Below are 15,137 nucleotides of genomic sequence, written 5' to 3' on the forward strand. Positions count from 1 at the left end.
TCACAATCTCTTTTTTGTTGTATTCAGCGTAAATACATCATTTCGTTGGTAGTGCCCCGAAACATCAAGTGCCATACTTTCCTCGTAACAGCGGTTCAGGTCTACTTCTGTAGTAAATACTCCCTCAGTGTCCCACACGGGCTCCATTACGTATTGGCCATCAGGTCCTACAATGCAACTGCCGCCATTTAGAAGTAGCTTATCCGGTGTGTTTTTCAGTTCTTCGGGCAAATTGAGTTGCTCTGGGATGTCGCTTACGCGCATTATCTGGCCCACACCAACCGCAAAGCACCGACCTTCAAAGGCGTAAGAGCGCGTAGCAATTTGTAGCATTTCGTGCACTTTGGGCCAAACTGCCACGTGAATGTGCTCGCCACTATTGTGCATGGTTTGCCTAGCCAATGGCATCCAGTTTTCCCAGCATATCAGTCCGCCAACTCGGCCTGCACTGGTTTCAACAGCTTGTAGCCCCTTACCATCACCTTGGCCGTAAATCAACCTTTCGGTGTGGGTTGGCATAAGTTTGCGGTGGTGGTTGGCTAGCTCGCCTTTTTCATTCCAAGTGAGTAAGCTGTTGTAAATGGTGCGATTGCCTGGACCCTGAGCCACTTTTTCGTTAATGCCCATTACAACGGAAAGCCCCAGCGATTTGGCCCATTTACCTATTTGCGCTACTTCTTTGCCATTTACATCTAGGCTATTGGCATGCGTTAGTGCAAATACTTCTTTGGTAGGCTGAAAATCCCATTTGGCGTATTCATCGCAATAGTCTATCCAAGCAGGGTAACCGGTAAACCAGGTTTCTCCGAATGTGGCTAGTTGTGCGCCTTGGTCGGCAGCCTCCTTTAGCAGCGCCTCAACCTTTTCCATCGATTTGGAAACGTTGAGGTATTCCGGAGCTGCCTGAACTACTGCGATTCTTACTTTTTTATGCATTATTCTTCCCCAGCCTCTTCTTCCTGGTTCTTTTTGGCTTCCTCAGCCATTACCTGAATTTCTTCAGTTGACTTTCCTTTTAGGTAGTCTGGTAGTTGAAGCCCCGCCATATTGAACATTTCTTGAAGCGGTGGAACAGAGCCGTAAAGTCCTGAAATAAAGTTAGCGGTAGAAGTTTTACCGTTTTCCGAGTTTCCGCTGTCCCAAACGGTTACCTTATCTATTTTAATGTTCTTGATTGCTTCTGCTTGGAGTCTTATCAACTCAGGTAGCTTATCGGCAATCATGATCAAGACTGCATCTTTGCTATCATCGCCAGCTGCACGGACAAGTTGTTTAAAGCCCTCGGCTTGTTTACTTAAGATTTCGAATGTACCTCTTGCTTCTGCATCCATTTTTAAGAAAATAGCATCGGCTTCACCTTTTGCTCTTCTACGTACATTTTCGGCTTCTGCTTCTGCATCAATTTCAACCCTCTTCTTATCAATTTCAGCAGGAATTACAATGTTAGCATTTTGTGTGGCTCTATCTCTTTCAGCTCTAGCGTCTTCAGCTTCTCTTTCTGCCACATAAGCTTCTTCAAGGGCTTTTGCTTCTTTAACTTTTTCTGCTGCCTTAGCCAGTCTTTCTGCTTCGGCTTGTTCAGATCTTCGTTGGGCATCAGATTTTGCAATCGCAATTTGTGAGGTATTTTCACCTTCAACGGCTTTTGCGTTTGCTTCTGCAGTTTTAATACGCTCCAATTGACTTGCGTCCGCTTCACCAATTTTCGCCATGGCATCGGCTTCAGCTATTTCAATTCGTTCCTTTTTGCCTGCATTTGCCTCACCAATCTTTGCCTGAGCATTTGCTGCGGCTACTTGAGTTCTCTGGTCTTGAAGTGCGTTGGCTTGACCAATCTGTCCATCTCTATCTTTTTCAGCAACACTCTTAATGGCATCGTTTATTGCCTTTGCAGCTGCTTCTTTACCAAGTGCTTCAATGTAGCCAGACTCATCCTTAATATCGGTTACGTTTACGTTGATCAGTTTTAGACCAATCTTTTTAAGTTCCGCTTCCACGTTTGAAGCTACATTGGCTAAAAATTTATCTCTGTTGCTGTTGATTTCTTCAATGTCCATGGTAGCAACAACCAATCTCAACTGACCGAAAATAATGTCTTTGGCTAAGTCGTGAATATTCTGCTGCGAAAGTCCCAAAAGTCTTTCTGCAGCGTTGGTCATTATGCCTTCTTCTGTAGAAATACCAACGGTAAACCTAGAAGGTACGTCAACACGAATGTTTTGTCTACTCAGGGCATTGGTTAAGTTAACTTCTATAGAGGTAGGGGTAAGGTCTAGGAATGCATAATCTTGAATAATTGGCCAAATAAAGGCCGCGCCCCCGTGAATACATTTAGCTGATCGGCCAGTGTCGGTACCTTTGGCAGAGCCTACCTTTCCATAAACAACTAGAATTCTGTCCGAAGGACATCTTTTGTAGCGTCTGAATATTCCGATTAACAGAACAAAGACAAAAATTACCGCTGCGGCAATAATAATGATAAACGACTCGCTCATTTGACTTGTGTTATTGTTTTGAGACTAATAAAATGTTGTTGTTGATTACTTCCTTTACTGTGATAACTGAGCCTGAGGTGATGTCATTATCATCATCGGTTATGGCTTCGAGCTCACGTAGTGAACCTTGCACTTTTATTGATACTTTACCCACGTTGCCTCTGTTGGCTTTTATTAAAAGGTAAACTTCTCCAATTCCTCCTTTAGCATTGTTAATGTTCATTGTGCCACTATCGGTAAGCTTGCTAAAGCCATAGAAAAGTGAGGCCATAATGGTCATCATTAATAGGCCGGAAAGTGTAGATATGATTAGTGTTGTTTCAACGCTGTAGCCTGAATCAAGACTGGCTATTCCTGCCCAAGAGAATATAGTGAAGAAGCCAATGAAGTTTTTGAGGGTGAAAAAGTGAAAGCCCCCGCCTGTGTCATGTTCTACATCAAAATCAGGATCACCATCTATATCTACCTCGCCACCAACAAACGTTAGCACCATTTGGATTAGAAATATTAGCGAAAAGGGGATTGCCAAACCCCAATAAATTTGATGGACCGTGTCAAGATTACTCCACCATTCTGAAAAGTTACCCATCTAGTTTAAGGTTAGTGATTCAATTTATTGAATTAACTATAACTAACACATAAAAAAGGAAATAAGAATTATGGCTCAGAGTAAGCGGTAAATAATTAATTGTTATCGGCAAATAACACTAGTTAAGCTCGAGTTTAACTTCTTCATTCATGATTCTTGATAGTTCTTCTAAGTTACCCTCGTTGTAGAGGGTTACCAGTGTGTCTATTGGTACAGTTTCATCGGCCGGTTTGTAGTTAATATAGTCTTGCACTAAGGCGCCATTAATTCTTCTTTGGTTGATGGCTTCTCTAAACCTTAGGCCGCCACCATCGGTGTGATAAAGGTAGGCGAGGTAGTCCATGCTGTAATCTTCTGTGTCGAACCAGTAAAGAAACACATCGTCAAAATCTTCTCCGCCACCTTCCTGAGCAAAGGTGATTTTTACCTCATGGTAGGTCTTGTCTTTTATAGTTGTGGTTCCGTTATAGGTTTTGTTGACGGCATCGTCATTCAATCCATATGGTAGTCTGAAAAAGTAAATTACAGAGTTCACAGAGCGGGAATAAGCTGCTTTTTTCTCCTCGTCAACCGCTGTACTGTCACCATTGATTGTTCTTGTGAGCCCATTGTTGGTTAGTACATCGTAAACATTGGCTCCAATGCTGTCTGTAAAGGCTCTGGTGTATTCGTATGCGCCCTGCTTATTGGTGTAGGTGTATTTGTAATCTCTAAAAGTGAGGGAAAAACTAGCATTACCTAAGCCGCTTATGCCATGAAATTCAATTGCATTATTCACTACTTCTTGGGCTTTAGGAATTGCTGTTTGGGATTCTTCTTTTTGCGGGGGAGTGCAGGCCAGAATAGTGAAAGAGATGAGGCAAAGTAATATTAAATTTTTCATATAAGGGAAAATCTCGTTTGGTGCTGGAATTTAGCAAATACTCGGCAATTGAAAATCTTTAAAAAATCTAACTGAACTAAAAAGGGAGGCTGCGCGACATTTGCCTGTGTTTAAAACGGGATGGGCATAAAAAAACCATCCCGACATAATCGGGATGGCCAATAAACACACACAATACCAGAGGATATGGAACCTCCAGATTATCTTTAAAACGATCGTTATCGTCTTTTTGTTCAAATTATATTCGAATTAATAGCTATTTTTTTTAACTGCCAAACTATTCTTGATAAAAAGCCGATTAAAGCTGTATTATCCATGTTTTTGTAGTTTAAAGTCAATTATCTGGTAAGCTTTACGTTTAATGTTTTTTTACAAATTCTATCAGATTTGTGGACTGCTCTGCTTGTTTTTAAAATTGTACCGAAGCCGTTTGTACCTGTTTAGTTTCTCCAACCTCTGTCCAGGCTAGAATTACTTTATTTCCGGTACTACTCAGAACAGGGAAACCACTGCTTCGAGCAGCGCTAGATTGTGCTATAGTTTTTGTTGCGAGGTGATTTCCGCTCTTATCAAAGTGGCCAAGGAGGATTTGAGCAGCATCATTCTTTGTTTCCATCCAAGTAACAACTATTGAGTTGTCGGCTAACAAAGTAGTGCCCACTCTGCCATTGGTGTTTCCTTGACTGATTATGATTGGCTCTGCGAAGTTCTTGCCTGCATCTTCAGACACCGAAAGCTTAACGGTAGGGTTGGCATTGCTTGCAGTGAACCAAGAAACTGCGACAAAATCTTTATTTGCAGCAACAGAGGGGCCATTAACTGGGCAGCCAGCAATATTCCAGTCATCCGCATGTACAATTGAAGGCTCGGTCCAGGCATTGTTTTCCCACCTTACGATAGCCATGTCTCTAATTTCATCTTCCGTTCTGTTACGATAGATCACAATAGGGCCATTGCTGGTCATAGCAGCAGTAGTTTGGCAGCAATCGCAAACACGGTTGTCAAGTTCCCATTCACTTTCGGGCTTCCCGCTTTTATCGAAAATAGCAGCGCGTAAGGTCATTGCTCCGACTCCACCGTGGCTGCCTTCTGAATGCTTTTCTCCTTTGGTAAACCTTCCATCGAGCCAAGTGGCAAAGGTTCTGTTGTTGGGCATTGGTAGCATGCTTACAAAACCATGTTCGGCACTTACACCATCGGTGTGCGGGATAAACGAGTCGTTCCAAGCATTGCCTTTATTGGTAGATAGGCTCATGCGCACATCGTAGTCGTAGGTTCCTTCCGCTCTTTTTTGTAGCCAATGCGCGGCCATTACCTCGCTATTAACCATAATAGATGGGTAATCGGCCCAATTGACAAACCAATTATTACCTTCGCTAATTAGTTGCGGAGTAGACCATTTTCCATCGATCATTTTAGAGAACTTAAACTGGTCTTTATTCTCCTTTCTTTCTATCCAGGAGAGATAAACTGCTCCATCCGCGGCAGTAAACAGAAAAGGCTCTTCACTACTTTGGCTGGCTGGGCTTCCTATCGGATTAACCTTTGCCAATTCATCTTTGTCGCCCGAACTACAGGAAAAGAACAAAATGGTGAGGAGGAGTAAGTATGATTGTCGCAGCATAATTGTTAAGGCTTTAAGTAACTTCTAAAAGTGGCGAGGTTGTCAGCAGAGTCCCATTCTTTGGCACCAATGTGTTTAAACACTTCCTCTCCTTGGGCATTGATGATATATGAGGCCGGCAAAGAGTAGATGTTTAAGGCTTCTGGCTCAAGGCCACTTTGCGCAAAGGTGAAGGTATAGCTTTGTTTTTGTTCGAATGTTTGAATTTTGTCCATTTCTTCATTCGAAACAGCTAGAAATACATAGCCTTCTTCTTCCAGCTCATTTTTTGCCCTTTCTATTGATGGCATTTCTTTTAAACATGGTCCGCACCAAGTGGCCCAAAAGTTTACAAATACGGTTTTTCCTTCCAAATCTTGACTAGTAAGTGGAGTGCCGTCAAGTTTGGTAAGCTTCAACTTGTCGATGAATGCTTCTTCTTTTTTACCGGAACAAGCAAAAACCGACAAGCAGAGTGCTATTATAAAAAGCTTTGTTAGCCTTTGCATTATTGGTTTAGGGTTTCTTGGACACTGCCACAAGTTAGCATCATATCGCCAAAATATGGGTTGCGCACTTCTTTTTGCGCGCTTAGCCAAAAGGCACCCTCATTGTTAAATGCCATTGGACAATACTGCTTGTAAATGGGCTGTTCGCTGCTTATACTTTTACTTTTCACAAAAGCATACATGCTCTCAGATAATGCATCGAATGCCGCTCTTTGTGCTTTTACGTCAGTTGTATTGGCTATTTTCTCAAGTGCCGCTGTAAAAACAGGGTTGTCGGTGTTTGCTATAAAAGTATTGGCCGCCTCTTGGGCCTTAATAGCATCTGTGGCTACCAAAGCATCTTTAATAGCGAAGTAATTGTCTAGTGGGTTGGTTTCGGTTTGAGTGCCGCCACAAGAGGCAGCCAAACAAGCAAGTGCGATAATTAATAAGGTGTTTCTCATGATTATTTAGTTAATGTTTCTTCAATAGATCCGCAGGTGAGCATCATGTCACCGAAATATGGGTTTACAATTTTTTCTTCTGTACTGAGCCAAATAGCGCCTTGGTCGTTATTGGCCATGGGGCAAAATTGCACGTAAAGTGGGCTTTCGTAGTTTGTGCCGAAAGATCTAACGGCATTGATCAGCGCCTTAGAAAGGTTAATAAACTGTAAGCGCTGTGTGTCGCGATTTTCGGCTGAGGTGATTAGAGCCAATGCGTCTTGCATTGGGCTCAAAAGTGCCATCCAGTGCATGTGGGCATCACCTTTTGCTAATGTCATATCTACTTTTTCAAGGTTGGTTTGAACAGGAGTGGCTGCTTTGCGAATGGCTGAAGCATTTCCTTCTACCATGGCATCTTTGAGCGGTAAGTAGGCCATTGCCAACGCTAGTAGTTGATCTTGAAAAGTCGAATTGACAGAGTTCTCGAAGTTTTTAGCCTGAGGAAGGCTTACCTCGGTAAATGTGTTTTCGGTGGGGCTTGCTGCAGTTTTTACTTGGTTCATCATGCTGATTTTGCCTTGCAGCTGCGCTTCGGCATCGAGTGTGAAGGCTCCGTTAGTCACTACTTCATCTCCCGCATTTAATCCAGATTCAACCAAGTAGGCATCGCCCACGCGTGGGCCGAGTGTCACCTCGTTAAGTCTAAATGAGAGGCCTTCACCGGTTTTTGTGTAAACGACCGACCTTTTGCCCGTCCATAATACAGCCGACTTTGGCACCAACAAACCGTTGATTGTTGGGCTGGCAATGGCACCTTTTACGAACATATCGGGCTTAAGCGCTCCCGATTGATTATTAATGTCGGCACGTACTTCAACTACTCGAGTGGTTGGGTCAACGTTGGGTGAAACAAAAGAGATAGAGGCTTCATAAACCTTGCTGGAATTGTTAGGAGTGAAGCTAACCTTGTCGCCCAGTTTGATATTGCCGAGGTCTTTTTCATACACATCAAAAACCACCCATAATTCAGAAAGGTCTGCCACTTCCATAAAGGCCTTTTCGTCCATCAGGTGATCGCCCGTTTTTACCAATAGTTGCGTAATGGTACCACCATGGTGAGCATAAATGTCAATGTTTTCAGAAGCCTCGGTGCGGTTTTCCATGGCACTGATTTGCGCTTCAGAAATCTTCCAGTTTCTTAGTTTTTGTCTGGTAGCTTCTAACAAAGAAGGATTTGAGCTTTCTACCTTTTTAGCTTCAATTAGCTCTAGTTGTGCGGCCAATACTTCAGGTGAATAAACCGAAGCGATGAGGTCACCTTTTTTTACTTCTTCGCCAACAAATTGCTTGTAGAGCTTTTCAATCCTTCCGCCAAAATGAGCCGATTGGGCATGAACATTTCTCTGGTCGAGCCTAATCTTTCCGTTTAGAGCGAGCTGTGAAGAGGCGTTCTCATTGCCAATAATGGTGGTTTGAATATTGGCGAGTTGCAGGGCCGCATTGCTCATCTTTAAAAGAGTAGGGTCGCTATCTTCTTCGCTGCTCAATGGAATGAGTTCCATGCCACAGAACGGGCAATTACCTGGTTCCGACTGTCGTACTTGCGGGTGCATAGAGCAGGTCCAAAGCCCGGACTCTCCGCTGTGATCGTGGGTTTCGGTAGCAGTTTCGGTGTGTGAGTTTCCTCCGAAGAAAACCGCCCCGAATATTGCGCCTATAACCAGTGAGGCAGCAATAGTGAGTATGATAGATTTATTGATTTTCATGGGAAATAAAGTCTTGTAGGTTATTACCTGTTAAATATTCTTTGTTGAAATGCGCTTGGTAAAAGCTTACCTCAGCGCTAAGTGCTGCCAACTGCAACTGCAAAAGCTGTAGTTGTGTAGCCAAAAGGTCTTCGAAATTGCGGCTGTCGTTGCTGTATTCGCTTAGTAGGACATTAAGCAGCAGATTAGTTTGTGCAATTTCTTTCTCGAAAAGGGTGGTTTCCATTTGTGCTTTTTGCACTGCAAAGGCTGTTTGCTCCCAACTGTTTTTAATATTGTTTTGGGTGGCAATCAGGTTTGATTCTGCACTTTCCTTATTCAGTATAGCTTCCTTTTTCAATGCCCTGTTCTTTTTACCGAAAATTGGTAAGCTTACAGAAACCATAGGCATTAAAATGTCCTTGCCATTATCTGGTACCGACATATCGGTTCGTTTGCTCACAAAGGCATAGTCAAGGCCAACGCCAATGTTTGGTTTGCGTTTTAGATCGCTCAACTCAATTTGAGTTTCTGCTACACTTATTCGGCTCTGTGCCTCTAGCACACTGGGGTGTTGTGCAAGTGCTGAATCGAGTAAAAGCTGCCTTTCGGTAGTAATTTGGCTTAGTGCACCAATAGTTATCTCGCTATCAATTGGTCTATTTAGCAAAGTGTTCAAGTTGCTGATGAGTGGAGCCCTTTTCATCTCCAGAATCTTGAGCTTTGTTTGTGCATCGTCAATGGAGATTTGAACACGCACCAAGTCGGCCAGAGAAACCAAGTCCGATTCGTATTTGGTTTTGGTAACGGGTTCGTAACTCTTTAGAATGCCCAGGTTAGCACGGCTGAGCTTAATTTCCTCTTCCAAGGCATAAAGCGCTAGCCAAGCATTTTTCACCTCTAAAAAGAGCTGGTTTTTGGCTTCTAAAAATGCTTCGAACTGCACTTTGGCTTGAGCTGCTGCTAGCGACTCTTGCGTTTTCAGCGTGCCCATCCAAGGGAACATCTGACTTACCGAAAGCTTGAATTGTTGGGCACCAACTCTGGTCTCGACCGGAGAGATAAAGTAGCCAAAACTCAGCGTTGGGTCAGGCAAACTTTTCGATTGATCAACCCTTTGGAGCGTGGCTAAATAGCTGTCGTATTTTGCCTTTAGAGCGGGATTATTTTCTGCAGCAACTCGCAAATAGTCGTTCAGGCTTTCTTGTGCCAATAAATTGCCAGCACAGAAAATCAGAATTATAAGGAAGGTGTTTTTCATAGTAGGCCTCCTTTCTGTTTGTATTTCAATTGAAATTCTTTGTAGTATGAATAGAGCACAGGCACCACAAAAAGTGTGATAAGTGCTATGGCCATTCCACCAAATGAAGGAATTGCCATTGGAATCATTACATCGGATCCTCTGCCAGTGGAGGTGAGAATCGGCAGTAGTGCCAGCAGGGTGGTGGCGGTTGTCATAAGGCATGGGCGTACGCGTTTTTTCCCTGCCTCAATCACTCTTTGTTTAATTTCTGCCTTTGAAAGCGATTGACTTTTTTCGAATGATTGGTCCAAGTAAGTGGCCATAAGTACTCCGTCATCCGTAGCAATGCCAAACAGCGCAATAAAGCCTACCCAAACCGCTACACTCAGATTGACTGGATGCACCTGAAATAGCTCGCGCATATTGGTGCCGAATAGGTCGAAGTTGAGAAAGCCCTCTTGACCATAAAGCCATAGCATGATAAAACCACCACCAAATGCTACTGCCACTCCGCTAAAAACCATAAGCGATACGGGCACCGACTTGAATTGGAAGTAGAGGATTAAGAAAATGATGACCAGTACAATTGGAATCACCAAGCTAAGCCGCTGTTCTGCCCTAATTTGGTTTTGGTAATTCCCTGCAAAGTCGAAAGACACACCGGCCGGAATGTTCAGTTCGCCAGCTTCAACTTTTTGATCAATCAGGTCTTGTACGGCTTCTACCACTTGGGCTTCTGCAAATCCATCCCGTTTGTCGAAAATCACATAACCTACAAGGAAAGTGTCTTCACTTTTGATCATTTGTGGCCCTTGCGTGTATTCGATTTGAGCAACTTCTCCTAGTGGAATGTTCTTGCCGTTTGAAGTTGGGATTAGGATGTTCTTAAGTGCCTCGGGGTCATCGCGAAGCTCGCGAGGGTAACGCACACGAATGGGATAGCGCTCTCGCCCTTCAACAGTGGTGGAGAGATTCATTCCGCCAATAGCCACTTGCAAGTACTGCTGCACTTGTGCTATGCTTAAGCCATAACGAGCCAAGGCATCGCGCTTTAGCTCTAATAACAGATATGGCTTTCCGACAATGCGCTCGGCAAAGACTGCTTCCGCTTTTACAGAAGAAACTTCTTTCAGTATTTCTTCAAGCTCTAGCCCAAAAGACTCGATAGTCTTTAAGTCTGGCCCTTTTACCTTTATGCCCATTGGCGCACGCATGCCAGTTTGTAGCATTACCAAGCGTGTTTCTATGGGTTGAAGTTTTGGGGCAGAAGTTACACCAGGTAGTTTGGTGGCTTTCACAATCTCATTCCATATGTCGTCTGGCGACTGAATGTGGTCGCGCCATTGCCTAAAATACCTGCCGTTCTTATCTGGAATTAACTCGCCTTTTGCATCCCTTACGAACGCATCGTTTTTATACTTAAATCTGATTCTGTGACCATTCTCGTCTGTTTTGTACTCGCTTTTGTAATTGATCACATTTTCGTACATCGAAATTGGCGCAGGATCCAAAGCACTTTCGGTTCGGCCCATTTTGCCAACTACCGATGATATTTCTGGTATGGCAGTCACGGCCATATCGAGCATTCGGAGTACCTGTCGGTTTTGTTCAATACCCGCATGAGGCATGGAAGTGGGCATTAATAAAAAGGCTCCTTCACCCAGCGATGGCATAAACTCTTTGCCGATACCAGGTAGTGAATGTGCGAGTTTGGAATATGTTTTTTGTGTGCGAATGCTATCGCCAAAAGCAGACGGTATAAAACCAAAAACACGATCGAAACCTTGCCAAATGGTAACTCCAAAGAGTATAACAAAGGTTGGAATAATGAGAAATACCTTGCGGTTGCTTAAACACCAATTGAGTATGCGTGGGTAAAAGCGGATAAACAAACTGAAAATCCCTAGTGTGGTGGCTATGACCAAGGCAACAAATAGCCAGTTGGTAAAGGCGGTAGACTGAACTCCCAACGGTAGCCAGCTTTGACTTAGCAAAATAGAAATACCTATTAGCGCAATGGTGATTTCGGCATGCTTGAGTAGTTGCTGTGTGTTTGTGACTAAAGCCTTTACCAAACCCACTAAACCATAACCCAGTAGCATAAATGCTGCTAGGTAATGGCCTAAGACTAGCACCCAAATGCCAAAAATGCTTACGCCTGTGTGGATGGCGATTTTAGACCACTTCGATTTTGGTTGAAAACCAAAGAACCAATAGGCGAGCGTGGGTAGAATGAGTAGCGCTACTAGGATTGCAGCTATTAAGGCAAAGGTTTTGGTATAAGCCAAAGGCCTAAACAGCTTGCCTTCTGAGGCCTGCAAAGTAAAAACAGGAACAAAGCTGACCACCGTAGTCATTACCGCGGTAATAATTGCCGGAGCTACTTCTTTAGAGGCTGTATATATGGTGTCGAGCAGTGTTTTTGACTTTTGCTCTTCCATATGCCGCGATATGTTTTCGGTAAGCACAATGCCCACATCAACCATGGTGCCTATGGCAATGGCAATGCCTGAAAGCGCGACAATATTGGCGTCTACGCCTAGGTAGCGCATGGCTACAAAGCACATAAGTACCGCAATGGGTAGTAGCGATGAAATAAGTAATGAGGCGCGCAGGTTCAGCAACATTACCAACACCACCACTATTGTAATGATGATCTCTAGCGTTAGGGCTTCTTCTAAAGTGCCAATGGTTTCTTTAATAAGCTGCGTGCGGTCGTAAAAAGGCACAATGGTAAGCTGAGATTTTGTGCCGTCAGAGAGTATTTTGGAAGGTAAGCCACTACTAATGGCTTCTATTTTTGCCTTTACATTTTCTATTACTTCTAGCGGATTTGCCCCGTAGCGAGCAACTACTACGCCACCCACTGCTTCAGCACCAGACTTATCCAAGGCACCCCTTCTTGAGGCTGGTCCAAGGTTTACAAAGGCCACGTCTTTCAAAAGAATTGGCGTGTTTTCATTGGCCTTGACTACGGCATTCTCCAGGTCTTCTAGATTTTTAATGTAGCCTAAACCACGCACCAAATATTCGGCTTGGTTTACCTCTAGGGTTTTTGCGCCAACATCTAGGTTACTTTCTTTTACTGCTTTTACAATTTCAGTTAAAGTAACACCATAGCCTTCCATGGCTGTTGGGTCAATATCAACCTGATATTCCTTAACGAACCCACCAACTGAAGCGACTTCAGATACACCCTCGGCAGCAGCCAAACCATAGCGTACATTATAGTCCTGTACAGTGCGAATCTCTTGTGGATCCCAACCGCCTGTCGGCTGTCCATTTTCATCGCGTCCTTCTATAGTGTACCAGAATATTTGCCCAAGCGCGGTAGCATCTGGCCCGAGTGCAGGTTGAACGCCATCTGGCAATAGGCCTTTGGGTAGAGCGTTCAGCTTTTCTAATACTCTACTTCTGCTCCAGTAAAATTCTACGTCCTCATTAAAGATGATGTAGATAGAGCTTACTCCGAAAATTGAAGAGCTGCGGATGGTTTTTACACCCGGAATTCCCAGCAATGATGAAGTGAGCGGGTAAGTAATCTGGTCCTCTATGTCTTGAGGAGATTGACCTGCCCATTCAGTAAAAACGATTTGTTGGTTTTCGCCAATGTCGGGAATAGCATCGACAGGAACTGGGTCTTTGGGCAGTCCTGTATTCCACGAAAAAGGAGCAGTTACTAAGCCCCAGCCAACCAGCAGCACAATTAGTAAAAATGTGACGAGCCGGTTTTCTAAAAAGAATTTTATAAGTGTATTGATCATTCTAGGTTTTACAATCCTGTGTTTGAAAAAGTAAATTGGATTGGTGAACCTATGGTAAAGCGTTATGCAGAACGCTTTTTATGTAGCCTTGATCTTAAATAAAGGGTAAGTTGGGTTCACCTTAAGCTTGTGAACCGAATGGTATTTTGAGGTTTTGATAAAGTAGAAATAACTCGGGTTGTGAGGTGTCCGGAGGGCCGGTGTTCTTAATTTCTACTTTTGGTTTTGAGGTAAGCTGAACAGGAGGTAGTTCACTGAAGGTGAGCTCGGCCAATAAGAAGTAATTAGCAACCGGAACATCTTTTGCCGATACCGATTGTTGGCTGTCCTCAACCTTTTTTAGCGACCATTCATCGTTGCAGCAGTCATCCATATCTTGGTGCATTTCCATGGACATGCCACATTGCACTTCAACTTTTTTGAAGAGTGCGGTTTCTTTTACGCGCCCCATGCAAATGTGCTCGCCTACCAAAATGCCTGATGAGGCCAAAAGGTAAAGGGTTGCAAATAATATGGTTGCTGATTTTTTCAACTAAGGCAAATATACGGAAGTTTTGAAAATGGGTTTTTGAATGGGTAAGAAAAGAATCCCCCGCACAGCAAACCGAACAGGGGATAGGGTTTTATCTAAAATAATAACTGAAGCCAAATGAGATTGAATCAAAATTGAGCCCAATTCCATAATCGGAAGTGTCGTTTGTTAAATCTCTACTAAAGTATACTCTACCAACGGTGGCTTCTGCTGCAAACTTGGAGGAAAAAAAGTAGGATACTCCAGGTGAAAAGCCAATATTGATGGCGTCAGATTCTGTTTTCGTTCCGTCATTTGATTCAAACTCTTGGAATGAAAGAGATAATGAGGGTTGATAAAATAGGTAGAAATTATCGGCAATAAGTTTGTGGAACCTAGAGTAGACACCAACCTCAAAAGCCGTGTTAGTAATTCCCCCATATTTGTTATTGCTATATCCCAACTGAATTCCTACTGAGGTTAAATCACTTAAGAATAACCCAGCTCTAGGTGAAAAATTGAAATTGTCGACCTCTATTCCTGATGTAGTACTGTGTGAGTACGAAACGGTTCCACCAACTTGAATGTCTCCCTTTTGTATTTGAGCATTGGCTAGTGAGTAAAATGATAAAAAAGTGATTGCTAAAATGAGTTTTTTCATAATGAATAAGTTTATTGTTATTCATTAGACTGCTCAAAATACTTTTTGACTTAAGTTTTTAGTTGAATGGGTGAATAATTATTTACTAGGAAATTATAGTATTTAAACTGTAATAAAATTCAAGTTTTTAAAACCCTAGTTCATCGCCCTTTAAAAAATCTTCTTCGTTTATGGTGCCACTTTCATTGGTGTCGGAGTCTATGTATATTTTCCATGTGCCGGCAATTTTCTTTAGAGTCACGTGAAATTTTCCGTAATACGATTTCGATTCGAAGCCCTGATATCGGGTTAGTTTAAAGATGCCTGTTTCGTACGCAATACCATTTTTGCTGGCCCTATTGTAAAAGCTGAACTCAATTTTCTGTTTTACATTATTGGCATTCCATCGGTTAAAGTTTTCTAGGTTACGGTCTTTGTATTCCTGTCCGACAAACATCATATTTTGGTCTATAACCACGCGTATCACATCGTCAGTGTGTATTTGGTTGAATAGGCTTGCGTCTAGGTCTTGGTAGGCCTGCATAAAGTTATACCAAACGTCTCTGTTGATATCGTCTTGTGTTGTTTGTTGCGCAAAGGATGAAACAGTGCAAAGTGAAAGCGCAATTGCAAAAAGAGTTTTCATGCGAATAGTATCTGATATTATTAAAACACAAAGCGCTTCGAATCAGTAGTTCAAAACGCTTTGTGACCCAGTATTGGGCTAACG

13 protein-coding genes are annotated in these 15,137 nt (G+C 43.0%); all 13 read right to left on the reverse strand.

All coding sequences use genetic code 11. The features are described 5' to 3' along the window. On the reverse strand, positions 1-936 hold the full coding sequence (locus BMW98_RS07565) for a carbon-nitrogen hydrolase family protein (protein WP_090257899.1): 936 nt from the start codon (positions 934-936) through the stop codon (positions 1-3). Further along, positions 936-2,495, reverse strand: a complete 1,560-nt coding sequence (locus BMW98_RS07570) for a flotillin family protein (protein ID WP_090257900.1) — start codon at positions 2,493-2,495, stop codon at positions 936-938. The genes BMW98_RS07565 and BMW98_RS07570 overlap by 1 nt, the downstream gene beginning before the upstream one ends. A gap of 10 nt (positions 2,496-2,505) precedes the next feature. Next, a complete protein-coding gene (locus BMW98_RS07575; protein ID WP_245733508.1) occupies positions 2,506-2,988 on the reverse strand; it encodes a hypothetical protein in 483 nt (160 codons plus the stop codon). Positions 2,989-3,202: 214 nt separating this feature from the next. Further along, on the reverse strand, positions 3,203-3,967 hold the full coding sequence (locus tag BMW98_RS07580; protein WP_090257902.1) for a DUF6503 family protein: 765 nt from the start codon (positions 3,965-3,967) through the stop codon (positions 3,203-3,205). A 409-nt stretch (positions 3,968-4,376) separates the two neighbouring features. Then, on the reverse strand, positions 4,377-5,591 hold the full coding sequence (locus tag BMW98_RS07585) for a hypothetical protein (RefSeq protein ID WP_090257903.1): 1,215 nt from the start codon (positions 5,589-5,591) through the stop codon (positions 4,377-4,379). 5 nt (positions 5,592-5,596) lie between these two features. Next, the gene (locus tag BMW98_RS07590) at positions 5,597-6,079 is read right to left on the reverse strand and encodes a TlpA family protein disulfide reductase (protein ID WP_090257904.1); all 483 of its coding nucleotides are present in this window, start codon (positions 6,077-6,079) and stop codon (positions 5,597-5,599) included. After that, complete coding sequence (locus BMW98_RS07595) at positions 6,079-6,522, reverse strand: DUF3347 domain-containing protein (RefSeq protein WP_090257905.1); 444 nt, start codon at positions 6,520-6,522, stop codon at positions 6,079-6,081. The genes BMW98_RS07590 and BMW98_RS07595 overlap by 1 nt, the downstream gene beginning before the upstream one ends. Before the next feature lie 2 nt (positions 6,523-6,524). After that, a complete protein-coding gene (locus BMW98_RS07600; protein ID WP_090257906.1) occupies positions 6,525-8,270 on the reverse strand; it encodes an efflux RND transporter periplasmic adaptor subunit in 1,746 nt (581 codons plus the stop codon). Continuing rightward, entirely contained in the window at positions 8,257-9,510 is a 1,254-nt protein-coding gene (locus BMW98_RS07605; RefSeq protein ID WP_090257907.1) for a TolC family protein, read from the reverse strand. Before BMW98_RS07605 ends, BMW98_RS07600 begins: the two co-directional genes overlap by 14 nt. Then, positions 9,507-13,256: an efflux RND transporter permease subunit gene (locus BMW98_RS07610; protein ID WP_090257908.1), complete on the reverse strand. Its 3,750-nt coding sequence runs from the start codon at positions 13,254-13,256 to the stop codon at positions 9,507-9,509. Before BMW98_RS07610 ends, BMW98_RS07605 begins: the two co-directional genes overlap by 4 nt. 121 nt (positions 13,257-13,377) lie before the next feature. Continuing rightward, positions 13,378-13,788 carry an HYC_CC_PP family protein gene (locus BMW98_RS07615; RefSeq protein WP_090257909.1) on the reverse strand — a complete coding sequence of 137 codons (411 nt, stop codon included), beginning with the start codon at positions 13,786-13,788 and terminating at the stop codon, positions 13,378-13,380. A gap of 91 nt (positions 13,789-13,879) precedes the next feature. Next, entirely contained in the window at positions 13,880-14,428 is a 549-nt protein-coding gene (locus BMW98_RS07620) for an outer membrane beta-barrel protein (RefSeq protein ID WP_090257910.1), read from the reverse strand. Between the two features lie 127 nt (positions 14,429-14,555). Further along, positions 14,556-15,053, reverse strand: a complete 498-nt coding sequence (locus BMW98_RS07625) for a hypothetical protein (protein WP_090257911.1) — start codon at positions 15,051-15,053, stop codon at positions 14,556-14,558. Between the last annotated feature and the right edge of the window lie 84 nt (positions 15,054-15,137).

The organism is Roseivirga pacifica (genome assembly GCF_900111145.1).
GTDB lineage: Bacteria > Bacteroidota > Bacteroidia > Cytophagales > Cyclobacteriaceae > Roseivirga > Roseivirga pacifica.

What these genes read in the sequence shown, in the direction of transcription:
- BMW98_RS07565 (WP_090257899.1), bottom strand. Translation starts at nt 936, where the DNA reads ATGCATAAAAAAGTAAGAATCGCAGTAGTTCAGGCAGCTCCGGAATAC.
- BMW98_RS07570 (WP_090257900.1), bottom strand. Translation starts at nt 2,495, where the DNA reads ATGAGCGAGTCGTTTATCATTATTATTGCCGCAGCGGTAATTTTTGTC.
- BMW98_RS07575 (WP_245733508.1), bottom strand. Translation starts at nt 2,988, where the DNA reads ATGGTGCTAACGTTTGTTGGTGGCGAGGTAGATATAGATGGTGATCCT.
- BMW98_RS07580 (WP_090257902.1), bottom strand. Translation starts at nt 3,967, where the DNA reads ATGAAAAATTTAATATTACTTTGCCTCATCTCTTTCACTATTCTGGCC.
- BMW98_RS07585 (WP_090257903.1), bottom strand. Translation starts at nt 5,591, where the DNA reads ATGCTGCGACAATCATACTTACTCCTCCTCACCATTTTGTTCTTTTCC.
- BMW98_RS07590 (WP_090257904.1), bottom strand. Translation starts at nt 6,079, where the DNA reads ATGCAAAGGCTAACAAAGCTTTTTATAATAGCACTCTGCTTGTCGGTT.
- BMW98_RS07595 (WP_090257905.1), bottom strand. Translation starts at nt 6,522, where the DNA reads ATGAGAAACACCTTATTAATTATCGCACTTGCTTGTTTGGCTGCCTCT.
- BMW98_RS07600 (WP_090257906.1), bottom strand. Translation starts at nt 8,270, where the DNA reads ATGAAAATCAATAAATCTATCATACTCACTATTGCTGCCTCACTGGTT.
- BMW98_RS07605 (WP_090257907.1), bottom strand. Translation starts at nt 9,510, where the DNA reads ATGAAAAACACCTTCCTTATAATTCTGATTTTCTGTGCTGGCAATTTA.
- BMW98_RS07610 (WP_090257908.1), bottom strand. Translation starts at nt 13,256, where the DNA reads ATGATCAATACACTTATAAAATTCTTTTTAGAAAACCGGCTCGTCACA.
- BMW98_RS07620 (WP_090257910.1), bottom strand. Translation starts at nt 14,428, where the DNA reads ATGAAAAAACTCATTTTAGCAATCACTTTTTTATCATTTTACTCACTA.
- BMW98_RS07625 (WP_090257911.1), bottom strand. Translation starts at nt 15,053, where the DNA reads ATGAAAACTCTTTTTGCAATTGCGCTTTCACTTTGCACTGTTTCATCC.